The organism is Actinomyces weissii, assembly GCF_016598775.1.
Classification (GTDB): domain Bacteria; phylum Actinomycetota; class Actinomycetes; order Actinomycetales; family Actinomycetaceae; genus Actinomyces; species Actinomyces weissii.
Genome location: NZ_CP066802.1, coordinates 225,589 through 247,399, shown reverse-complemented (window position 1 = coordinate 247,399; position 21,811 = coordinate 225,589). Strand labels below are relative to the sequence as shown.

Here is a 21,811-nt window from a genome sequence, read left to right as displayed (position 1 = left end):
TCTTACTCCTGGAAGTCGGAGCGCAGCACCACCACCAGCGGGTTGGAGCCTGTGGCGTCGGTCGACCTGACGACGTTGTCGATCCCCAGGGTCTGGGCGATGGCCTGCGCCGAGGCCAGGTTGGCGTCCGAGCCGTAGAACACGGTGGTGACCTGGGGGTCGGTGGCTGAGTAGATGCCCTGGGACACGGTCACCGAGGTGTACCCGGCGTTGCGCAGGCGGTCACCGGTGCGGCCCGCCAGGCCGGAGACGGTGGTGCCGTTGTGCACGGTCACCCCCAGGGTGAAGTCGGTGGAGCCGCTGGCCTTGCTGCCGCCGTCAGTGGGCTCGGCGCTGCCGGTGCCCGGGGCCACCTGCCCCACCTCGGTGGTCGGGGCGGGTCCCGGCTCCTGCGGCGCCTCCGTCTCAGGAACCTGCGCGACCGAGGTGGCCTTGGCGGCGGGCTTGCCGCCAGCGGCCCCACCCAGCAGGGTCACGGCCCCCCAGGCCAGCATCGGGGCGATCACGATCACGAGCAGAAGAGGGAGCCAGCTTCGCCACGCCGGTAGCTGGGCACGGTGCACGCCGACCGGGGTCACACCGTCCTCGTCTGCGTCGAACTCGTCGGGCGAATAGCTGTACTGACTCACGCTCCCAGGCTACCGGCACATACGGCAGGCGCTGGTTGTGACACAAGCCCAGCGGTAGATTGTGGCCGAGCTGTGCCATAACTCGTCTACGCTCCCTGGCGTGAGCAACGCGAAGCCCCTGAGCGAGATAATCGACCCTTCCTGGGCCCGGGCCCTGGCTCCGGTGGAGCCGGTGGTGCACGAGATCGGGGCGCGCCTGCGCGAAGAGACGCTGGCGGGGCGCGGCTACCTGCCTGCGGGCACAGACGTGCTGCGGGCCTTCACCTACCCGCTGGAGCAGGTGCGGGTGCTGATCGTGGGGCAGGACCCCTACCCGACGCCGGGGCACCCCATGGGGCTGAGCTTCTCCGTGGCCCCGGGTGTCCGGCCTCCGCGCAGCCTGGAGAACATCTTCACGGAGCTGGTGGCGGACCTGGGCGTGCCCCGGCCCACCTCCGGGGACCTGACCCCCTGGGCGCAGGCGGGGGTGATGCTGCTGAACCGGGTGCTGACGGTGCGTCCAGGCGCACCGGCCTCCCACCAGGGGTGGGGCTGGGAGCAGGTCACGCAGCGGGCGATTGAGGCGCTGGTGGAGCGTGGCGGCCCGCTGGTGGCGATCCTGTGGGGGCGGCAGGCCCAGTCCTTGCAGCCGCTGCTGGGGGCGACGCCGGTGGTGGCCTCCCCGCACCCGTCGCCGTTGAGCGCCTCACGGGGGTTCTTTGGCTCGCGGCCCTTCTCCCGGGCCAACGAGCTGCTGGTGGCCCAGGGCGCGCAGCCGGTGGACTGGCGCCTGCCCTGAGCGACTGCTCTAGCGCCTGCTTGGAGCCGCGTATCGGACTCGAACCGATGACCTGCTGTTTACAAGACAGCTGCTCTACCAACTGAGCTAACACGGCGTGCGGCAAAGCCTACCTGCTTCCGGCTGCTTCACCGAATGGAGCCCACCAGGCCTCTCCCCACCTCCCCTACGCCTCGTCTCCGCCGGGGCCGCAGCCGGCCACCAGGCGCGGCTGGTCGGGGACGGCAGGGAAGGTCAGGGCGCGACAGCGCCCGGGGTCGCGGCACCGTCAGCAGACCTGATCTGGTCAGTGAGTCCCGTGGGCGAGGCCACTGCGGCCAGCTCCAGCACCTTGCCGTCGTAGGCGACCACCGGGGTGCCGGTAAAGCCCTTGTCCGCGAAGGTCTTGGTACCAGCCTCTATCCAGGCCTCGAAGCGGTTCTTGGACACGGCGTTGTCAAAGCCCGCCACAGTCTTCCCGCTGATTCCGACCCCCTCAGCCGCCTTCTTCAGGCCTGCCAGGTTCAGGTTCTCGCCGCTCTTCTTCTGCGCCGCGTCCAGGTACAGCTCAAAGACGGCGTTGTGGTAGGCGTAGGCCTTGTCGGGCTCGTGCTCCAGCACCACCCCCAGGGTGTTGAGGGCGATGTCGGTCCAGGGCTGCCCCAGGATCTTGCAGGGGTGCAGGGCCAGGGTGACCACGCCCTCCTCGACGAGCGTCCTGACCTCCTCCTCGTGCAGCACGTCAAAGGAGGCGCAGTGGCTGCAGGAGTAGTCGAAGTAGACGTCCAGGACCTTGGCGCCGTCGTTCGTGGTACCGGGCAGGAAGCCCTTGCCGAAGGTCAGGCTGGCGTCGGCCGCCGCCTGGGAGGGCACTGAGGTGCCCGTGGTGGAGTTGTCCCAGTAGACCAGGCCCGCGACGGCCCCCGCAGCCGCCACCGCCCCGCCGCCGATCAGAGCGCGCCGGGTGATCTTGCGACGCCGCTCAGCCTGCTCCTGCTGCTCCCGCAGCACCTGGGCCTGGGCCCGGGCCTGGGCGCGCACCTGCGACTTGTGGGTACGTCCTGAATCGGCAGCCACTAGAACTCCTCCGCACAACAGACTTGAAGACTGGCAAAGGCGCAGCCTTTAACTACTGAAACCTATCTAGGCTGGCCTGGTTTCGCCAGGGGGCCTGGTCACGTTCTCACACCGTCTGGGCCCAGGACGCCGGTCCGGCCCCTGCCCAGGACCGTCAGCGCCCAGCGAGAGGGTACAGGCTCAGCACCGGCAGGTAGCCGCCGCTCAGCAGCGCCAGCGCGAGCAGGGCCAGCAGCACCCCCACCAGGCTCAGCACCAGACGGGGCGCACCCTTGGGAACCGCCGCGCCCAGCATGATCGCCGAGCCCCGACGCATGCTCCGCCCCCAGGGGACGAACCAGGTGATCAAGGTAACCACGCCCGTGATGCCCGCCAGTACCAGGGCAGAGCGCACGTAGTACTGGTAGTGGGTCAGCTCCCCCGTATCGAGCTTGTCCAGCTGCGCCAAGGAGGTCAGGAGCATGAAGGACCCCATAAAGCCCAGCGCCCCTAGCAAGGCCCCCAGCAGGGTGAAGAAGAAGGAGCTCAGCAGGTACAGCGGGGAGCGCCACAGCTGCCAGGCCGTGTCCCCGCCCATACGCCCCTGCTGGAGCCGCCGCCAGCGCAGGGCGTCGTCGGCACGTCCCACCGCACCGGCCAGCACCTCCCAGACGAACAGCAGGCCCAGCGCCCATATCGGCCGCATCAGGCCCAGCGTCACCAGCAGCAGGCCCCCGACAGCGGTCAGCGCCTTACAGCGCTCCGGCTCCCGCGCCCACTGCGGCAGGGCCGCGTTCAGGCTCTCCCGTGATCCCCCTGCCGGACCGAGCGGATAGGCCCCGGCAGCACCCCACCCAGAGCCCCCGGCGTAGCCCACCGAGCCTGCGCTGGGGGCTGACGGGGGCAGGGCACCACTAGCTGCCGACGGCACCCCCTGGGCCCCGGCGCCGTAGCCGACAGCCGCGACCGGCGCCGCACCCGTGTATGGCCCCGACAAGTGCCCGTAGGCGACCGCCCCGCCTGTAACAGGCACGGCACCACGACCGCCACCGGCGCCGACCGCGCCCGGGTAGGCCTGGGAGGCTGGCCTGGCGGGAGGAGTGATGCCATAGGACTGCCCAGGGGTGATTGCTGGCGGCAGGGCCTCGCTGCTGCCGTAGAGGCCGTAGCCCCCGGCAGTGCCCCCGCTGGGTGCAGCAGTCCTGCCCGCCCCCTCGTAGCCCCCTGAGTGGGCCGCGGCGGCTGAGGGCGCCACCCCGGCGGAAGCGGCCCCGTAGCCGGTGGAGCCGTAGGCCGGGGCAGTCGTCTCCTGGCTGCCCGCGGAGCCGTCTCCGGTGTATCCGACAACCGGGAAGGAGCCGGTGTCAGTGTCCTCCTCGTCCACCCCTAGGGCGTCCGGGCCCAGGATCTCCTTGACCGCCCACTCGCCGTTGCCGCCGTCGGCCACCTCGTCCAGGACGGTCAGCAGGTCCTCCACCCGCATACGCCGTTCGAGGTGCGGGTGCAGGGCCTGGGTGAAGGCCACCGCCAGCGCGGGCCACTTCTCCGGCAGGTCGCCCAGCTCCGGGGTGCCGTCGTAGACGCGCCGGAAGACGGTCTGCCAGGGCCCGGCCCCGAAGGGAGCCTGCCCGGTGACAGCGAACAGGATCACGCCGACACAGGCGTAACGGTCCACCTCGGCGTCAGGACGGCCGCCGTCCAGCATCTCCGGGGAGATGAACCCCGGGGTGCCGGTGACCTGGCCCGTGCGGGTCAGCCTGGTGTCGTCCTCGCTCTGGGCGATACCGAAGTCGATCAGCACGGGTCCTTTGGGACCCAGCATCACGTTGGCAGGCTTGAGGTCTCGGTGGATCACGCCCGCCTCGTGCACCGCCTGCAGGGCCCCCACCAGGCCGTGCGCCAGGTCCGCCAGCTCGGTGGCGTCGTGCTGGGGGTCGTAAGGGCCCTCGTGGTCCACCTCGTGCTGCAGGGTGGGGCCGTCCACCAGCTCGGTGACCACGAAGGCGGGGGTGTCCCCGTCCGGGGCGGGCTCCAGGTCCAGGATGCGGGCCACCCGCTCGTCCTTCAGGCGGCTCAGGACCGCGGCCTCGCGCTCCAGGCGACGGCGGGAGACCGGGTCGGAGGCGACCTGGGGGTGCAGGACCTTTACGGCCACGTGCCTGCCTCCGCCGTCGACGGCGTCCCAGACCACCCCCATACCACCGGCCCCCATGCGGCGCACCAGCTCGTAGCCGCCCACCACCGAGCCCTCACGCAGGCCACGCGCGGTACGCGGCACCTGCGCCGCGGCGCCAGAGGGACCCGGAGTGCTCATCATAGGCAGCAGCGTACCGGTCGCGGGGCGCGCACCGGCTGCGGAGCAGGCGCCCTGCGCTCCCCATTGACGCCACTACGTACTCACTTGGTCATAAGGCTGTTGCAAAAGACCAGAGTGTGTAAAGATGTGCCTGCCGTCGATGGCCGACGGCAATCGTGTCAGTGCGGACACAACGCATCGGCACCTTTCACCACGGATCGTCCGGCACGTACCTGCCGGTGAAGGGAAGCAAATATGGCAACCGTGACCTTCGATCACGCCACCCGCGTCTACCCCGGCAACGACCGCCCCTCGGTGGACCAGCTCAACCTGGAGATCGCGGACGGCGAGTTCCTGGTCCTGGTCGGTCCCTCGGGTTGCGGTAAGTCCACCTCCCTGCGCATGCTCGCGGGCCTGGAGGACGTCAACTCCGGCCGGATCCTGATCGGTGACCGCGATGTGACCGACGTCCAGCCCAAGGACCGTGACATTGCCATGGTCTTCCAGAACTACGCCCTCTACCCCCACATGACGGTGCACGACAACATGGGCTTCGCCCTGAAGATCGCGGGCACCCCCAAGGAGGAGATCGACAAGCGCGTCCGTGAGGCCGCCAAGATCCTGGGCCTGACCGAGTACCTGGACCGCAAGCCCAAGGCCCTCTCCGGTGGTCAGCGTCAGCGTGTGGCCATGGGCCGGGCCATCGTGCGCAAGCCCAAGGTCTTCCTGATGGACGAGCCGCTGTCCAACCTGGACGCCAAGCTGCGCGTGCAGACCCGCACCCAGATCGCCTCCTTGCAGCGCTCCCTGGGTGTCACCACCGTCTACGTGACCCACGACCAGACCGAGGCCCTGACCATGGGTGACCGTATCGCGGTCCTCAAGGACGGCATCCTGCAGCAGGTCGGCACCCCCCGTGAGATGTACGACACGCCCGCCAACGAGTTCGTGGCCGGCTTCATCGGCTCCCCGGCCATGAACCTGGGGCTGTTCGACGTGCAGGGCGACGTGGCCACTATCGGCAAGGCCAGGATCCGCCTGTCGCGGGCCACGCTGGACGCCATCACCCCCGAGGACAAGAACAAGGTCACCATCGGCTTCCGCCCTGAGGCCCTGGAGGTCGTCTCCGCCACGGACGAGCACTCCATCCCGGTGCGTCTGTCCTTCGTGGAGGAGCTGGGCTCGGACGCCTACGTCTACGGTGAGCTGGAGGGCGCTGAGGGCTCTGACAGCAAGCTCGGCTCCGGCGAGGACTCCAGCCAGATCATCGTCCGCGTTCCCCCGCACACCGCCCCGGCCCCCGGCGAGATCGTCTACGTCCGCATCCGCCCCGGCCAGGAGCACATCTTCTCCGCCTCCACCGGCAAGCGCCTGCCTGCCTGAGCTGGCAGAAGCCCCTACGCCACGTTCCTGGACCTGACAGGAGCCTCTGGCACAACGAGCCCCGCCGTCGTCCCTCAAGGTCGACGGCGGGGCTCCGCCTAGCCCAGCCCCGCTCCGGCAAGCACCTAGCTTCCACCAGACGGCCGCCAGCAGGAGCACGCCACGCGTGAGGCTCGCCACCGGGCCCCCAAGCAACGTCCAACTGAGAGAATGTGCCCATGCCTAAGGCTCTGAAGATCACCGCAGCGAAGGTCGACCCGGCCCTGCTGGACCTCCCCTGGGACATCCCCCTGGAGGACTGGCCGGCAGAGGTGCTGGCCGCCCTGCCCCGCGGCCTGTCCCGGCACGTGGTGCGTTTCGCCAAGCTCTCCGGCCGCGTGATCGCGGTCAAGGAGATTGGTGAGCACGTGGCCCACCGCGAGTACGAGATGCTGCGTGACCTGGTGCGCCTGGGCGCCCCCTGCGTGACCCCCACCGCGGTCATCACCGGCCGCCACGACGCCCAGGGCGAGGAGCTCAACTCGGTGCTGGTCACCGAGCACCTGGCCTACTCCCTGCCCTACCGGGCCCTGTTCAGCCAGTACATGCGCCCGGAGACCGCCACCCGCCTGATCGACGCCCTGGCGGTGCTGCTGGTACGCCTGCACCTGCTGGGCTTCTACTGGGGGGACGTGTCCCTGTCCAACACCCTGTTCCGTCGTGACGCCGGGGCCTTCGCCGCCTACCTGGTGGACGCGGAGACCGGCGAGCTGTACACGGACGGGCTCACGGAGGGTAAGCGCCTCTACGACATCGACGTGGCCCGCACCAACATCATCGGCGAGCTTATGGACCTGCAGGCCGGGGCGCTGCTGGAGCAGAGCGTGGACACCATCGGCGTCGGGGACCGGATCGTCACCCGCTACACCGAGCTGTGGGAGGTGCTCACCGCCAAGGAGAGCTTCTCCATGGGGGAGCGCTGGCGGGTGGCCTCCCGGATCGAGAAGCTCAACGAGCTGGGCTACGACGTCGGCGAGCTGGACATCTCCACCACCACCGCAGACGGCGACACCCGCATCTCGATCCAGCCCAAGGTGGTTGACGCCGGGCACTACCACCGCCAGGTGATGCGCCTGACCGGCCTGGACGTGCAGGAGCGCCAGGGCCAGCGCATGCTAAACGACCTCAATGCGTACCGGGCGCTGACCGGCCGCAACCACGACCCGCTGGAGCTGGTGGCGCACGCCTGGCTGGCGGACGTCTTCGAGCCGACGATCGCCGCCGTGCCCGCCGAGCTGCGCCGCAAGCTGGAGCCCGCGGAGATCTTCCACGAGGTGCTGGAGCACCGCTGGTACATGTCTGAACGGGCCTGTTACGACGTGCCTATGCAGGAGGCGGTGGAGGACTACGTCCGCTCCGTGCTGCCGCAGCACTGGGACGAGCAGTCCTACCTGTCCCTGGGGGACGCCCAGGAGATGGAGGAGATCTTCGCCCCGGAGCCGGAGGAGGAGCTCCTGGAGGACGACGCCGAGTTCGCCGCCCGCGACCAGGAGTCCCTGTCCGAGTACGACCAGAACCCCATGGGCTTCACGGCTGGGCTGCGCTTCAAGGGGGAGTGAGCGCGTATGACCGCACCCGGGCAGCCGCCAGGGCCCTACGCACCCGGCCCAGCAGCGCCCACCGGCGTGGTGGAGCTGCGCTACCAGATGTGCCGCCCCGGGCGTGTGGTGCCACGCACCTGGATCAACGGGCAGGAGATCCCACGCAGCGCTATGGCTGTCCAGCGTTACCAGGTGCCCGCAGGTCCGGTGCACGTCACTTGCCGGGACACGTTGCTCTGCCATATGCCGCGGATATCTTTTGTGCTGGCGGCAGGTCAGGTGGTGCCAGTGTTCTACGTAGAGCCCCGCTTCACGCGGAATCTGCCGGGAAAGCTGACCCTTGACCCGTGGGAGGTGCCGCCTCCCGTCCCCAGCAAGCTCCTGCTGCTGGGAATCGGGGCGTCCATGGTGTTCAGCCTGTTGGCGCTCGGCCTGCGGCAGCTGATGCAGCACCTCCTCATCTTCTGACGGCGGGGCGTGCCCGCCCCACCCTGACTTGTGCATTTCGGCGCGAGTTGTGCGGCATTCCGGCACAACTCGCGCCGAAATGCACAAGTGGAGGCGGGTGAGGGGTGCGAGCCCGGCGTAGCAGGCAGCTGGGCTCCGGTGCCGAAGGTCTTGGAGAGTGCCTTGGCCAGGAAGACGGCGGGGCCAGTCTCCCCCAGTCAAGCGTGTATCAGGCGCCGAGCTCCTCTGCGACCAGGGCCATCTCCTCGTCAGCCCGGCGTCGCAGCTCCAGGTGCCGCACCCATGAGGCCGTGGAGGCCTCCACCACCGAGTCCAGCAGCAGCAGCACGCCCGCAGCCATGGTCCAGCGCGGCGTCACCCCGGTGCGGCCCCGCCGTCGCAGCGCCACACCCACCAGTGCGCCACCCAGCCCCGCCTCCAGGGCGAGCCCCGCACGCACCAGCCAGGCCTGGTCGGTGACCGTGCGCACGTAGGAGCGCCAGAAGCCAGCCCCGGGGGTGGAGGGGTCCTGCAGCATCAGGCCCACCGAGCGGGAGACGGCGTTGGACAGGCCGCGCGGCTCGTGCACCACCGCCCCCGGCACCTCCGCCGGAGCCAGCCGCCCGTTGAGCACCAGACCCACGAAGTCCGGCAGCCCCAGCGCCTCCACCAGCGCCAGCATCCCCTCCATGCCGGGGGTCTGGATCGCCTGCGCCACCGCCTGCAGGTCCGCGCCAGGCACGGCCGCCGCGATCACCGAGGCGTCCGTACGGTCCTCCAGCAGCTCCTTGACGAATGCGGTCAGGGAGGGACCCGGGTCCTTCACCCCTCCCAGCACGTACCTGGAGGTCATGGCCCAGGAGTAGACGGCGTCGTCCTCCCCCTCCGTGGAGGTGACTGCCCGCACGGTCATGTCGTGCCCGTCCACCGTGAGCACCAGCGCCGGCAGGGAGTCCTCGTCCCAGCCGAAGACCCCCAGCTCCTGGCCCTCACCGGAGTACATGACCAGACGGCGGTCCAGGGCCGGGGCGGAGGCCACCGCCAGGGGACGCTCCAGGAGGGTGGCCTGCAGCGGCACCGTGTAGGCGCTCAGCGGGGAGACCACCACGGTGCGGGAGGTGGGGCTGGCTGTGGTGGTGACCGTCGGCAGCTCGACCCCCTCCGGCAGGCCGTCGAAGGAGGCCGGGCCGATGGTCACGTCGGCCTGGAACTCGCGGGCCAGCGCCTCAGTCAGGGCACTGGTGCCCAGACCGGCCACCACGCCGCCGCGGTTGGAGGGGGTCACCGCCACCCGCCCCTGTACGTCACAGGCCAGGGTGAGGGACAGCAGGTGGGGGGTACTGGGGTACCACTCCAGGCGCCCCACCACGTTGCGGGCGGCCAGGAACTCTGCCACGGCCTCGGGGGCCGTACCGGGCGCGACAAGCACACCCTCGGTGCGGTTCCAGCTCGCGTTGGCGTCCTTGGTCATGGTGGCCTCCTCTGCCCGGGGCCCGGGGCGGGCGTCCTGGTCTGGCCCCATTGTGCCATTGGGACGCGAGTCGTGTAGGGCAGGCTCAGTTCTGCGCGGAGGCGGCGTCCTGTGCGGAGGCGGCCGCCCGACGACGCAACCGGTCCACCTCGTAGAGGCTGATCCCGGTGGCCACGGCGGCGTTGAGGGACTCCACCCGCCCGTTGATGGGGATGGAGGCGATCACGTCGCAGGTCTCCCGCACCAGCCGGGACAGGCCCGTCCCCTCCGCCCCGGTTACCAGCACCAGGGGCGAGTCCGCGAAGCCCAGCTCCTCCACCAGGGTCTGGCCGCCGCCGTCCAGGCCCACCACGAAGCAGCCCTCCTTCTTGAGCCGCTCCAGGGCCCGCACCAGGTTCGTCTCCCGGGCCACCGGCACGCGGGCGGCGGCCCCGGCGGAGACCTTCCAGACGGTGGCGTTCACGCCCACGCTGCGCCGCTCGGGGATGACTACGCCGTCGGCCCCGAAGGCCCCGGCGCTGCGCAGCACCGCCCCCAGGTTGTGTGGGTCGGTGACCTGGTCCAGGGCGACCAGCAGCGGGGTGCGGCCCAGGGCACGGGCGCGCTCCAGCAGGTCCGCCAGGTCCTGGTACTCGTAAGCGGGCACCTCAATGGCCACGCCCTGGTGGGCGGCGCCGTCGGTCAGCGCCTCCAGGTCCAGCTTGGTGGTCTCCAGCACCGGGGCCCCCAGCAGGGCGGCCCGGCGCACCACCGCCCCCAGGCGGTCGTCGCTCTCTGCGGAGACCGCCATGAACACGCGGGAGATCGGCACCCCGGCCCGGGCGGCCTCCGCCACCGCGTTGCGACCGCAGACGATCTCGTGCCCCTCCGGCACCCCGAAGCGCCGCCTGAGCCTCTCCAGCTGCTTGGCGCGGGTGGGCTGGGCGGCGCGGGCCTCCGCCCGGGCCTTGGCCCGCGCCTTGGGGTGGCCGACGCGGTCCTCCGCCTTGGGGGTGGGGCCCTTGCCTTCCAGGGCGTGGCTCTTCTGCCCCCCGGAGCCCTTGAGCGGTCCCTTCTTCTTTCCCGGTCGGCGCAGGGCGCCGTGCACTCGGTCATTGCCTGGCATGTGGTCCTCCGTGTTCGGGGCTGGTCTGTGGCTAAGGTACGGCAGCCCGGAACCCAGGCGCCACAAGGTTACGCAGGCGGATCAGGCCAGGTGCCAGCGGGCACCGGCCGCCGAGTCCTCGACGACGACGCCCGCGCGGGCCAGCTGGTCGCGCAGGGCGTCGGCACGGGCCCAGTCCTTGGCGGCGCGCGCCTGGGCCCGCTCCTCCACCAGGGCGGCCACCAGGTGGTCCAGGGCGGTCAGGGCGGCGTCCTGCCCGCTGGCGCTGCCCGCGCCCAGCACGCTGGCGCGCCAGGGCTCGGACAGGGGGTCCAGGCCCAGCACGTCCAGCTGGGCACGCAGGTCCAGGGCGGTGCTGGTGACCAGGTCGCTGCCCTCCGGGGCGGTGCCGGAGGTGTCAGCACTAGAGGTGGCGGCGCCAGACGTCACGGCGACAGAGGCCTCCTGGGCCGCGCCGGTCGACTCCGACGCCGCGCCATCCATCTCCGGCGCCACGCCGGTCGTCTCGGCCGCGCCGGTCGACTCCGGCGCCGCGCCGCGGCCCGCCTGCGCCGCCCCCGCCTGTCCCGGCGCCGCGAGCGCCGTGTTGAGCCGCTTGAGGGTGGCGTGCACCACCGCCATGGCCCCGGCCAGGTTCAGGTCCTCGTCCATAGCGGCGGTGAACTCCGCCGGGAGGGCGCGCGCACGCAGGGCGGCGGCGGCGGCGTCGACCGCTGTGGAGACCTCACGGGCCCGCAGCAGCGCCCCCGTGAGCCGTTCCCACAGGGCGGCGGCGTCGGCCAGGCTCTCCGCGGAGAACTCCACGGTGGAGCGGTGGTGGACGGTCCCCAGGGCCAGGCGCAGCACGGCGGGCTCGTGGTGGCGCAGCAGCTCGCTGACCACCAGTGAGTTGCCCAGGGACTTGCTCATCTTCTCGCCCTTGATGGTCACCCAGGCGTTGTGCACCCAGTGGCGGGCAAAGCCCCAGCCCGCCCCGTGGGACTGGGCCTGCTCGTTCTCGTGGTGGGGGAAGCGCAGGTCGATGCCCCCGCCGTGGATGTCTAGCTCCTCCCCCAGGTAGCGGTGGCTCATGGCCGAGCACTCCAGGTGCCAGCCGGGCCGCCCCCGGCCCCAGGGGGTGTCCCAGGCGGCGTCGGCGGGCTCCCCCGCCTTGGCGGCCTTCCACAGGGCGAAGTCGCGGGGCTCACGCTTACCGGCCTCCACGGCGGCGTCCACCTGGGACTCGTCCTCCGTGCTGGTCAGGTCCTGGGGTCGCTGGTTGGTCAGGGAGCCGTAGTCTGGCAGGGAGGACACCGAAAAGTAGACGTTGCCGGGGCTGCCCACGTAGGCGTGGCCGCGCTCAAGCAGCCGGGAGATCAGGTCGATCATCTCGGGCACGTGCCCGGTGGCACGCGGCTCGTAGGTGGGCGGGGCCACCCCCAGGGCGCGGTAGGCGGCGTCGAACTCCCGCTCGTGGCGCTGGGCCCAGGCCCACCACGGCACGGGCGGGTCCGCGGCCGCGGACCTGGCCAGGATCTTGTCGTCGATGTCGGTGACGTTGCGGATGAGCACCACCTGCTGGCCGCAGCGCTCCAGCCAGCGACGCAGCACGTCAAAGGCGATGGCGGAGCGCATGTGGCCAATGTGCGGGGAGCCCTGCACGGTGGCACCGCACAGGTAGATCTTGACCACGCCGGGGGTGGCCGTGGGGGCCAGGGGCACGACGGCGTGCGCGGCCGAGTCGTACAGGCGCAGCGCAAGGGGTTCAGGCTGGAGGGCACTCACGTCCCAAACATACCCGGCCCCCTCCGGAGCAGGGCAGGCCGCCGCCGCGGGCGGGCCCGTTACGGCTCCCGGGCCTGCGTGGTGGAGTCGCGGCGGACCGCCCTGTTCACCCGGCAGGCCCGACGCCTCCAAAGCTGCCCGACACCTGGTCCACCTACCAGGCTCTCACCCGATGCGCGTTGCGGGGACCTGCCGCGGGGCCACCACCTCCACCTTGAAGCCCTGGGCGTCCTCCAGGTAGGCGGCGTAGTGCTCCGGCCCGCCCGCGTACGGGAAGCGCTCGGCGTACAGCGGCCGCCAGCCCCGCTCCGGGGCCTCCTGGCTGACCTGGTCCACGGTGGTCCGGTCCGGGGCGCACAGGGCCAGGTGGTTCAGGCCGGGCCGGTGGCGGTCATGAGGCTGGGGCGCGGTGAGCGGCGGCGTGGTCAGCACCAGGTAGGGGCCGCAGGCCGCCTCCCACAGGCTGCCCTCGGGCCAGTCCTGGGCGCGCTCCCACCCCAGGGAGCCCAGCAGCCAGCCCCACTGCGCGCGGGCCTGCTCCAGGTCGCCCACCCACAGCTCCACGTGGTGCAGGCCTCGGGCCGTCGGGGCGCTCATGGCTGTTCCTGTGACGGCTGCTCAGTGGGCACGGGGTAGACCAGGGCGGTGGCCACGGCCAGCAGCCCCTCCTCACGGCCCAGGAAGCCCAGGTGGTCCGTCGTCGTCGCCGAGAAGGAGACTGCGGCACCAGCGGCCTGCGACAGGGCCTGGCGGGCCTCGTCCATGCGGGCGGCCACGCGCGGGCGCGCCCCCACCAGCTGCACCGCCACGTTGCCGATCTCGAAGCCAGCGGCCCGCACCCGCCGGGCGGCCTCCGCCAGGAGCACCGCCCCGGCAGCGCCTTTCCACTGCGGCTCAGCGGTGCCGAAGTTGGAGCCCAGGTCCCCTAGCCCGGCGGCGGAGAACAGGGCGTCACAGCAGGCGTGGGCCACGACGTCGCCGTCAGAGTGCCCCTCCAGGCCGGTCTCCCCCGGCCACTGGAGGCAGGCCAGGTGCAGGGGGGTGCTGGGGTCGGTGGCGAAGGCGTGCACGTCGGTGCCGATGCCGGTGCGGGGCAGCAGGGGTGACGGACTGGACTGCGTGTGGGGCATGCGCCCAGTGTGCCCCAGCAGCGCGCCCGCCGCCCCGCAGCCGCAACCCACCACCCACCCAAGAAAGTGACAGGAATCATACACTGGTGGTAACGACGACGTTACGGGGCGGCCTTAGGCCGTGCCTCGCTAGGAGGTCACCATGTCCGAGCAGATGAGCAGGATGCGCGCCGGAGCCGGTTTCATTGCCGCGCTGGACCAGTCGGGCGGCTCCACCCCGCGCGCCCTGCAGAACTACGGCCTGAGCCCAGAGTCCTGGAGCAGCGAGGAGGAGATGTTCGCGCTGGTGCACGCCATGCGCTGCCGGGTCATGACCTCCCCCGCCTTCAGCTCCCGGCGGGTCCTGGGCGCGATCCTGTTCGAGCGCACCCTGGACGGCCAGGTGGAGGGCCGCCCCACCGCCGAGTACCTGTGGGACGTCAAGGGTGTGGTGCCCTTCCTCAAGGTGGACCAGGGGCTGGCGGAGGAGTCCGACGGCGTGCGCCTGATGAAACCGATCGCCGGGCTGGACGAGCTGCTGGCCAAAGCCGTGGAGGCCAAGGTGTTCGGCACCAAGATGCGCTCCGTGATCCTGCGGGCCGACCCCAAGGGCATCAAGCAGGTACTGGCCCAGCAGTTCGAGCTGGCGCGGCGGATCCTGGCGGCCGGGCTCACTCCCATCATCGAGCCGGAGGTGGATATCAATGCCCCCGCCAAGCCTGGGATCGAGCTGCTGCTCCTGTCGGCCCTGAACGCCGAGCTGGACCGGCTGCGCCCCGGCCAGGAGGTGCTGCTGAAGCTGACTATCCCGTCAGTGGCCACCTTCTACTCCGGGCTGGTGCGCCACCCGCGGGTGGTGCGGGTGGCGGCGCTGTCCGGCGGCTACAGCCGGGAGGAGGCCAACCGGCGGCTGGCCCGTAACCCGGGCATGATCGCCTCCTTCTCCCGGGCGCTGCTGGAGGGGCTGCGGGCGGACCAGTCCGACGCCGAGTTCAACGCCACCCTGGACGCCTCGATCAAGTCGGTCTACCAGGCCTCGGTGGCCTGAGCCACAGGCGGTTTGTCACTGGCGGAGGACTAGAGGCTCCGGGTAACCCCGGCGTGCGCGCAAGAACCGTGGGATTCCAACGACTCCGCCGTCGCCGCTGCCACCCAGCCCCCTTCTAACCCTCCGCCGTGGACAGAAGACCAACCCCGTGGCGATAGGCTCAGCCCATGATTATCTGGCGTGGTTGGGGCATACTCACGATTCCGTTCGTCGCCCTGGGACTGATTGCCATCGGGAGCATCGGCGCTAAGCCGGGCTCTCCGAACTACCTTCCCGTCGGCCTCGGGCTGCTGCTCGGCGGCACCCTGACCTTCCTTATGGGCTACTGGCTCAACGTGCTGCGCCCGCGGCAGCAGGCCGAGACCTATCTGGAGGAGCTGCGTGCACGCAGCTGGCAGCGGGTCCAGGAGGGCACCTTCCAGCTGGAGCCGGGGGCTGCCGCCCCGAGGAGCGCGGAGGAGGCCACCGCCCAGGTCGAGCGGCTGCTGCAAGTCCAGCGCCAGCAGCTGCTGCGGGGGAGCGGCACACGCAACTCCCTGTTCTTCATCCCGATGCACTGGCTGGGACTGGCAATCTGCGTGCTTGGGGTCGGTTTCTTCTTTGGGGGCCTGCTCCTGGCCTTCAAGTGAAGCAGAATCGGGGCATGACCTCGGACCCGGCGCACCTGCGAGCAGCCCCGGCAAGAGCCTGTGCCGCACCAGCCGGTCACACCCCCACCGCTGCCGACAGCCCGCTGCCGACGGCGGAGCAGGCAGCTGCTCACGGCTCGTTGCGCTGCGAGCGGCACACGGCCGGGCGCTGCCGCTCCTGCCCGCACCTGGACCTGCCGGTGGCCCTACAGCTGGCGGCCAAGCAGGACCGGGTAGCGGCGCTGCTGGCCACCGGGGCCAACCCGGTGCCGGTGGAGTCCTGGGCTCCCCCCGTGGCCAGTGCCCCCCAGACCTTCCGGAACAAGGCCAAGATGGTGGTGTCCGGGCGGGCGGGGGCGCCGGTTCTGGGCATTCTCGACGGCGCTGGCGCGGGCGTGGACCTGCGCGACTGCCCCCTGCACGTGCCAGCGCTGCGCGCGGCGCTGGGGGTGCTCGCTGACTTCGTGGGGCACCTAGGGCTGGAGCCCTATGACGTGCCCCGGCGTCGGGGGGGAGCTGAAGCACCTGCTGGTCACGGCCTCGCCGGACGGGGACCTGATGGTGCGTTTCGTGCTGCGCTCGCACCGGCACGTGCAGGATCTGCGGGCGGCGCTGCCGGGGCTGCGGCGGGTGCTGCCGGGCCTGGCGGTGGCCAGCGCGAATATCCAGCCGGTGCACCAGGCGGTGCTGGAGGGGCCTGAGGAGGTGGTGCTGACTGAGGAGCCGGGCGGGGACCGGCTGCTCATGCGGCTGCGCCTACCGGGTAGCGGGGTGGAGCTGCCCCTGTGGCTGCCGACCCGCTCCTTCTTCCAGACGAACACGGCGGTGGCCGAGGCCCTCTATGACCAGGCGCGCCAGTGGGCCCTGGCCCCTGCAGACGACGGCGGGGCCGGGCCGCTGCGGGTGTGGGACCTGTTCTGCGGCGTCGGCGGCTTCGCCCTGGCGCTGGCGGGGCCGGGGCGGCAGGTGCTGGGGGTGGAGCTGTCGGCCAGTGCGATCGACGGCGCCCGCGACTCCGCCCACCTGATGGGCCTGGGGCCGGAGCTGGTGCGCTTTGAGGCGGGTGACGCGCGCGTGCTGGACCCGGGGGCGGCGTCGGCCCTGGGTGGTGCGCCGCACCTGCTGGTGGTCAACCCGCCGCGCCGGGGGATCGGGGAGCTGGCCGCTGCCGTGGAGGCCTCCGGGGTGGAGCGGGTGCTGTACTCCTCCTGCAACCCGGCCAGCCTGGCGGCGGACCTGGAGGCGATGCCCTCGCTGCGGGTGGTGCGGGCGCGGCTGTTCGATATGTTCCCGCACACCGACCACGCCGAGGTGCTGGTGGAGCTGCACCGCGCCTAGCCCGCGCCCGCAACGGGGAAGCGCGCCAGCAGCGCGGAACCCGCGCCCGCAACGGGGAAGCGCGCCAGCAGCGCGGAACCAGCGCCGCGGCCCGCCCCGGCAGAGCCGCCCGGTCTCAGGCGAGCTCCGCCAGGGCCACTCGCAGCCGGGCCAGGTGCGCCTCGATCTCCGCAGCCCGGTAGGGCACCTCCAGGTCGCGCACCGCCCCGGCCAGGTCGGCCAGGTCGCGGGCCTCCGGGAATCCGTCACGTACCAGGGAGCGGGCGGTGCGGGCGGAGGACTCGTCAGCGGCTCCCGCGTCCGCCGCCGCCCCCAGCAGGTCCAGCAGGGGCTGGTGGGTGTCCGTCAGCGCCTTGGCCACGACCTCCAGCTCCCCGCCCACCAGCTCGGCGCGGGCCCGGAACAGCTCCAGGCGCCCCGCTAGGGAGCGCGCGCCCGCACTGAGCGCCCCCACCAGCTCCTCCAGCGAGCCGACGGCGTCGTTCTCCCCCAGCTCGTCCTGCCCGTCCAGCAGCTGCACGGCAAAGAACCCGGCCGCCAGGTTGTGCAGGCGCAGCAGGGCGATACCGAAGCGCACCGAGTCGACGTCGCCCCGCAGCTCCACGACCTGCCCGGCCAGCGGGTGCAGCTGCTCAAAGCACTCCAGGACGAAGGCGTCCACCTCCTGGTAGCGGCTGGCCACGACGTCGGCGGCGTCCGAGTCCCCCAGGCGGCCCGCGTCCGCCGCCAGCTCCCGCAAGGAGCTGCGCAGGGCCCCCAGGCGCGCGGACAGGGCCCCGATCTCAGTGGCACGGGTGCCCAGCAGGGACACCAGGCGGCTGCACTCGTCGATCTGCGCCACCAGCCCGCCGGTGGCCTCCTCGATAGCGTTCAGGCCCGCCAGGACACGAGCCACCGGCCCCTCCCCCGCGATCTCCGGGATGTCGACGCCGGAGGCCACCAGGGCACTGACCTCCTCGGCCAGCACCTGGCGGGTGAAGTCCACGCTGTCGCGGTAGCCCAGGGCCTGCAGCTCCTCCAGCAGGGCGGCCTGCCCGGCGGCGGCCACCTCCCGGCGGGTGGAGCCTGCGGCCGCCGAGGCCTGCTCCACCTGCAGGACCCGGGCGTAAGCCGCCTCCACCTGGTCACGCAGCCCCGTGCGCATCGGCAGGGTACGTACTGACAGGTACCCACCCGTGGAGGGGACGATGGTGGCGAAGACCCGGTAGAAGCCGCCGTCGGCGCTGCGGTTGGTGACGTAGGCGCTGGCGGCTCGGCCCGCCTCGACGTCCTCCCAGAGGCTGCGGAACAGCCCGGCGGGCATGTCCGGGTGGCGCACCACGTTGTGCGCCCGCCCCACCAGGGCGCCGCGGGGGAAGCCGGACAGGCGCATGAAGGTGGAGTTGGCGCGGCGGATCCGGCCCCCGGCGTCGGTGGTGGAGAAGAACAGCTCGTCGGCGGCGTAGGTACGTTCGCCCTCAGCCACGGGGGCGGGAGGCTGCGGGTTGGTCTGGTTGCTGCTCTGTGGCGGGGGCGTCATGGCGGCCTTCCTGCACGGTCCCGCAGCCAGGCGGCGGGAGGGGTGGGACGTTGGACCTGTTCAGAGAGTACTCGTCCGGCCCTCAGCGGACCGGCCTTTCGGGCTCTCCCAGCCGGTGCCGACACTCCGGCCACGGGCACGCCTAGCACCGGGAGCGCCTGGCAAGCAGACTAGGGGTATGCGCGCTACGGTCCCTGCCTGTCCCAGCCGTCGTTCCGTCGTCCTGGGGGTGCCCGCCCTAGCCACCGCCGCGGCGCTGTCCGGTCTAGGTGGCTGTGCGGCGCTGGAGGGGGTGGCCCCCGGCTCGCCGACCCGGGCCCTGCGCGCCATCGACTCTCTGCCCTCGCAGGTCCGCCCCACCAGCCCTCCGGCGGACGTGACCACCTCTATGGTGGCGGCGGACGCTGCCAGCAGCCTGGGCAGCCGCCTGCTGCGGCAACGGCTGGAGGCCTCCCCCGGCTCCAACGCCCTGGTCTGCCCGGCGGGACTGAGCCTGTCCCTGGCCATGCTGTACGCCCAGGCCCCCTCCCTGGGGCAGGGCGTAGCGGATCTGCTGGGGGCCGGTTCCGACGACGACGCGACGGCGCGGGACACCATGTGGCGGCGCGCCCAGCTGGCCCTGCAGCGCTTTGACACCCTCTCGGTGCGCGAGCTGCAGCACTTTGACCCCGACCGGCTGCCGGAGCAGCCCCTGCTGCACCTGGCCAGTAACCTGCTGCTGGTGGGCTCCGCCAAGGACACGGTCAACCAGTCCTACGTGGACGCCGTGCGCACCTGGTACGACGCCGCCGTCAGCTATGTGGCGCTGGACCAGGCCACCGAGGCCACCAACGCCTGGGCCAGGCTCCACACAGGGGGACTGGTGCGCCGCTCAGGCCTACAGCTGGACGGCAGCACGCGCCTGGTGCTGCAGAGCGCCGTGCTGCTGGCGGCCCGCTGGGCCCTGCCCTTCCGGCCTACGGAGACCCTGAAGGACCAGGTCTTCCACCTGCCCGGACAGGGGCGCAGCCGGGCTGACCTGATGGTCACCACCGCCCACCTTCCGCTGGTGGAGGACACGCAGTGGCGGGCCCTGCGGCTGCCTTACGGGCCTGCGGCTAAGGAGGGCAGGGGCCTGGTGCTGGACGTGGTGCTGCCCCGCAGGACCGTCCACCCCACCGAGCTGGGCGAGCAGGCCTGGAGCGAGGCCACCGCCGCCTTGACCGAGCTGGAGCGCCAGGGACGCAGCGGCCCGGAGGTACGGTTGCGCCTGCCTCGCCTGGACCTGACCACGGAGGCCACTGACCTGCTGCAGGAGCTCAGCTCCCTGGACGTTGAGCTGGGGAGCCTGGACCATATCGGGCCTGAGATGGTGGTCAACCAGACGGTGCAGCAGGCGCGCCTGGTGGTGGACGAGGAGGGCACGGTGGCGGCTGCCCTGACGGAGGTGCAGGTGGGGGTCTCGGCCCCGCTCCCTGCTGGCGATCCGGTGGAGTTCTTCGTGGACCACCCGTTCGTGGCCCGTATCGTCGACGCGGCCACCGGTATGCCCGTGTTCGAGGCCGTGGTCATGGACCCGGCGTCCCGCTCCGCCCTGTAGGCGCACCGCCTGGCAGCCCGCACACGACGCCGGGACGGTTGCCCGGCCTGTGCTGGTCCCACGCGGTAGCCTCAGTTCCTGAGCAGCCGTCCCTGACCGGACCCGGAGCACGCCGGGCACGGCAGGTGACCACCCCGAGACCTCCAGGAGGAACCATGTCGGTTGAGCTATTCACCAGCTCTACGCCTGAGCTGGTCGAGGCCATGGCACGCCTCATCCCCCAGCTGTCCCGCTCCGCCCCGGCCCTGACCTCCACCCAGTGCACGGAGCTGGTGGCCCAGGAGGGCGTCTTCTTGTTCGTGTTCCGCCCGGAGACCGCTGACGAGCAGGGGCAGCGCCCGATACTAGGGATGCTGACCCTGGCCACCTTCAAGATCCCTACGGGGCTGCGCGCCTGGATCGAGGACGTCGTCGTCGACTCGGCTGCCCGCGGCCAGGGGGCAGGGGCAGCCCTGGTGCAGGCGGCGGTGGAGCACGCCGCGCAGCTGGGTGCGCGCACGGTGGACCTGACCTCCCGACCCTCCCGTGAGGCCGCTAACCGCCTCTACCAGCGCTGCGGCTTCGAGCTGCGCGAGACCAACGTGTACCGGTACGCCGCGCGATGAGCCCGACGGCGGGCCACCGTACCCGCCCCTAAGATCAGGCCACTAGCTTCCCGCACCCACCAGGCCGGCCCCGGCATACTGGGCACATGGGCGAAAACGACCTCGGGGCACCTGGACCAGCTAGTCCCAGCCGCAGGCGGGTCCTGCACACCTCCCAGGCACTAGCCGCCTCCGGACTGCTGGTGGCCCTGGCTGGCTGCTCCACCTCACCTGCTGGCAGTCCCCCGGCGCCAGCAGGGCCCGCCGGTGCGCCGTCTACGGCGGGCCCCGCAAGCAGCGTCGCCCGGGCTTCCAGCGCCTTAAGCGCCCGGCAGCTGGCCCACCGCCTGCGGAAGTCAGGCACGAGCAACGTCCTGCTGAGCCCGGCAGGCACCAGCCTGACCCTGGCCATGCTCTACACCCAGGCGGACAGGCTTGGCGACGGCGTCGCCCCCCTGCTGCTCGGGACGGACACGCAGGCAGGCGCAGATGAACGGGACACCCGCTGGAACGCCGCCCTGCAGGCCCTACAACGCCTGGACACCGCCGACACCGAGACCCTGAAGAGCTTCAAGCCCGATGTGCTCCCGGACACCCCCCTGCTGCACATCGCCAACAACCTGGTGCAGATAGGCACTAAGCAGCTGGTTCGTACGGAGTACACGGAAGCCGTGCGCAGCTGGTACGGGGCCACGGTGAGCCAGGTATCCGTGCAGGAGGCGCAGGAGACCCTGGACGCCTGGGCCAGCTTGCACACCGGTGGGCTTATCGACAAGTCCGGTATCAAGGTCACTGGCAACAACCTGCTGGTGCTACAGAACGCCCTGCTGCTAGCGGCCCGGTGGGAAAGCCCCTTTGAGGGAGAACAGACCCAGAAGCGCCAGGACTTCCACCGCCTGGACGGGTCCCTCAGCCAGGCGGACCTTATGACGGGCACACTCAGCCTGCCCCTGGTAGCCGGCCCCGGGTGGCGGGCGGTGCGCCTGCCCTACACGCCGAGCCAGCAGGGGCCGGGCCTGGCACTGGACGTGGTCCTGCCGGACGAGCCCGGCGGCCTAGGGTCCTTGCCACTGGACACCTGGCAGGAGGCCACCGAGGCCCTCAGCGGCCCTGAGGCGCAGTTGTCGCAGGTCAACCTGCGCCTGCCCCGCCTGGACCTGCGCACCGAGGCCGTAAACCTCCTGGCCGAGCTGAGGCAGCTGGGGGTGGAGCTGAACCACCTGACGCATATCGGCAACAACCTGGAGGTGGACCAGGCCGTTCAGCAGGTCCGCCTGCAGGTCCTGGAGCCGGGGACGCTCGGGGCCGCCCTTACCGAGATAAGCGTCAAGGAGTTCGCCGCCCCGCTGGAGCCCGATACCAGGCCGGTGGACTTCTTCGTGGACCACCCCTTCGTGCTGCGGGTGGTGGAGCTGGGCAGCGGCCTGGCCGTGTTCGAGGCCGCAGTCATGGACCCGGCCTCGGCGGCTGCCGGTTAGGCGCAGCCCCGGGGAGGTCAGCATGCTCCCCGTCCGCCC

Annotated in this window: 18 protein-coding genes, 1 tRNA gene and 1 pseudogene; 10 read left to right on the top strand and 10 right to left on the bottom strand. The window is 71.6% G+C overall.

Translation table 11 applies throughout. The features are described from left to right. Positions 1–2: 2 nt before the first annotated feature. Positions 3–629, bottom strand: a complete 627-nt coding sequence (locus JG540_RS01070) for a LytR C-terminal domain-containing protein (RefSeq protein ID WP_200276192.1) — start codon at positions 627–629, stop codon at positions 3–5. A 100-nt stretch (positions 630–729) separates the two neighbouring features. Between JG540_RS01070 and JG540_RS01065 the strand changes: the two genes are divergently transcribed. After that, positions 730–1,407 (top strand): uracil-DNA glycosylase, encoded by a 678-nt coding sequence (locus JG540_RS01065; protein WP_200276191.1) that lies wholly within the window; start codon positions 730–732, stop codon positions 1,405–1,407. A 21-nt stretch (positions 1,408–1,428) separates the two neighbouring features. On the opposite strand, the gene JG540_RS01060 is transcribed toward JG540_RS01065, so the two are convergent. From JG540_RS01060 to JG540_RS01050, 3 genes are all read right to left on the bottom strand, one after another. Then, positions 1,429–1,504: transfer RNA gene (locus tag JG540_RS01060), tRNA-Thr, on the bottom strand. Between the two features lie 137 nt (positions 1,505–1,641). Further along, positions 1,642–2,463: a DsbA family protein gene (locus tag JG540_RS01055; RefSeq protein WP_200276190.1), complete on the bottom strand. Its 822-nt coding sequence runs from the start codon at positions 2,461–2,463 to the stop codon at positions 1,642–1,644. A 154-nt stretch (positions 2,464–2,617) separates the two neighbouring features. Continuing rightward, positions 2,618–4,759 (bottom strand): serine/threonine-protein kinase, encoded by a 2,142-nt coding sequence (locus JG540_RS01050; RefSeq protein WP_200276189.1) that lies wholly within the window; start codon positions 4,757–4,759, stop codon positions 2,618–2,620. A 234-nt stretch (positions 4,760–4,993) separates the two neighbouring features. On the opposite strand from JG540_RS01050, the gene JG540_RS01045 reads away from it, so the two are divergent. The 3 genes from JG540_RS01045 to JG540_RS01035 all read left to right on the top strand — a co-directional run bounded on the left by JG540_RS01045 (position 4,994) and on the right by JG540_RS01035 (position 8,169). Next, entirely contained in the window at positions 4,994–6,121 is a 1,128-nt protein-coding gene (locus tag JG540_RS01045; protein ID WP_200276187.1) for an ABC transporter ATP-binding protein, read from the top strand. Positions 6,122–6,339: 218 nt separating this feature from the next. Beyond that, positions 6,340–7,719, top strand: a complete 1,380-nt coding sequence (locus tag JG540_RS01040; RefSeq protein WP_200276185.1) for a DUF4032 domain-containing protein — start codon at positions 6,340–6,342, stop codon at positions 7,717–7,719. A 6-nt stretch (positions 7,720–7,725) separates the two neighbouring features. Next, complete coding sequence (locus JG540_RS01035) at positions 7,726–8,169, top strand: hypothetical protein (RefSeq protein WP_200276183.1); 444 nt, start codon at positions 7,726–7,728, stop codon at positions 8,167–8,169. 208 nt (positions 8,170–8,377) lie between these two features. Here JG540_RS01035 and JG540_RS01030 read toward each other — a convergent pair whose 3' ends face one another. The 5 genes from JG540_RS01030 to ispF form a co-directional block, all read right to left on the bottom strand. Further along, positions 8,378–9,619, bottom strand: coding sequence for a hypothetical protein (locus JG540_RS01030; protein WP_200276180.1), 1,242 nt, complete (start codon positions 9,617–9,619; stop codon positions 8,378–8,380). Positions 9,620–9,704: 85 nt separating this feature from the next. Continuing rightward, positions 9,705–10,724 (bottom strand): 23S rRNA (guanosine(2251)-2'-O)-methyltransferase RlmB, encoded by a 1,020-nt coding sequence (gene rlmB, locus JG540_RS01025; RefSeq protein WP_200276178.1) that lies wholly within the window; start codon positions 10,722–10,724, stop codon positions 9,705–9,707. A gap of 81 nt (positions 10,725–10,805) precedes the next feature. Beyond that, positions 10,806–12,488, bottom strand: a complete 1,683-nt coding sequence (gene cysS, locus JG540_RS01020) for a cysteine--tRNA ligase (protein WP_200276175.1) — start codon at positions 12,486–12,488, stop codon at positions 10,806–10,808. 165 nt (positions 12,489–12,653) lie between these two features. Continuing rightward, complete coding sequence (locus tag JG540_RS01015) at positions 12,654–13,085, bottom strand: VOC family protein (RefSeq protein ID WP_200276173.1); 432 nt, start codon at positions 13,083–13,085, stop codon at positions 12,654–12,656. Next, the gene (gene ispF, locus JG540_RS01010; protein WP_200276171.1) at positions 13,082–13,618 is read right to left on the bottom strand and encodes a 2-C-methyl-D-erythritol 2,4-cyclodiphosphate synthase; all 537 of its coding nucleotides are present in this window, start codon (positions 13,616–13,618) and stop codon (positions 13,082–13,084) included. Before ispF ends, JG540_RS01015 begins: the two co-directional genes overlap by 4 nt. A 142-nt stretch (positions 13,619–13,760) precedes the next feature. Here ispF and JG540_RS01005 point away from each other — a divergent pair, with 142 nt between their 5' ends. The 3 genes and pseudogenes from JG540_RS01005 (at position 13,761) to JG540_RS00995 (ending at position 16,612) form a co-directional block, all read left to right on the top strand. Beyond that, positions 13,761–14,645, top strand: coding sequence for a fructose bisphosphate aldolase (locus JG540_RS01005; RefSeq protein WP_200276169.1), 885 nt, complete (start codon positions 13,761–13,763; stop codon positions 14,643–14,645). 167 nt (positions 14,646–14,812) lie between these two features. After that, the gene (locus JG540_RS01000) at positions 14,813–15,274 is read left to right on the top strand and encodes a transcriptional accessory protein (protein ID WP_200276167.1); all 462 of its coding nucleotides are present in this window, start codon (positions 14,813–14,815) and stop codon (positions 15,272–15,274) included. 140 nt (positions 15,275–15,414) lie between these two features. After that, positions 15,415–16,612 (top strand): annotated as a pseudogene (locus JG540_RS00995) (methyltransferase domain-containing protein). Between the two features lie 115 nt (positions 16,613–16,727). On the opposite strand, the gene JG540_RS00990 reads toward JG540_RS00995, so the two are convergent. Then, positions 16,728–18,131, bottom strand: coding sequence for a PAS domain-containing protein (locus JG540_RS00990; protein ID WP_234042838.1), 1,404 nt, complete (start codon positions 18,129–18,131; stop codon positions 16,728–16,730). Between the two features lie 178 nt (positions 18,132–18,309). Here JG540_RS00990 and JG540_RS00985 point away from each other — a divergent pair, with 178 nt between their 5' ends. From JG540_RS00985 to JG540_RS00975, 3 genes are all read left to right on the top strand, one after another. Continuing rightward, positions 18,310–19,710 carry a serpin family protein gene (locus tag JG540_RS00985; RefSeq protein ID WP_200276165.1) on the top strand — a complete coding sequence of 467 codons (1,401 nt, stop codon included), beginning with the start codon at positions 18,310–18,312 and terminating at the stop codon, positions 19,708–19,710. A gap of 155 nt (positions 19,711–19,865) precedes the next feature. Next, positions 19,866–20,315: a GNAT family N-acetyltransferase gene (locus JG540_RS00980; RefSeq protein WP_200276163.1), complete on the top strand. Its 450-nt coding sequence runs from the start codon at positions 19,866–19,868 to the stop codon at positions 20,313–20,315. A gap of 86 nt (positions 20,316–20,401) precedes the next feature. After that, positions 20,402–21,772: a serpin family protein gene (locus JG540_RS00975; protein ID WP_200276161.1), complete on the top strand. Its 1,371-nt coding sequence runs from the start codon at positions 20,402–20,404 to the stop codon at positions 21,770–21,772. The last annotated feature ends 39 nt before the right edge of the window (positions 21,773–21,811 follow it).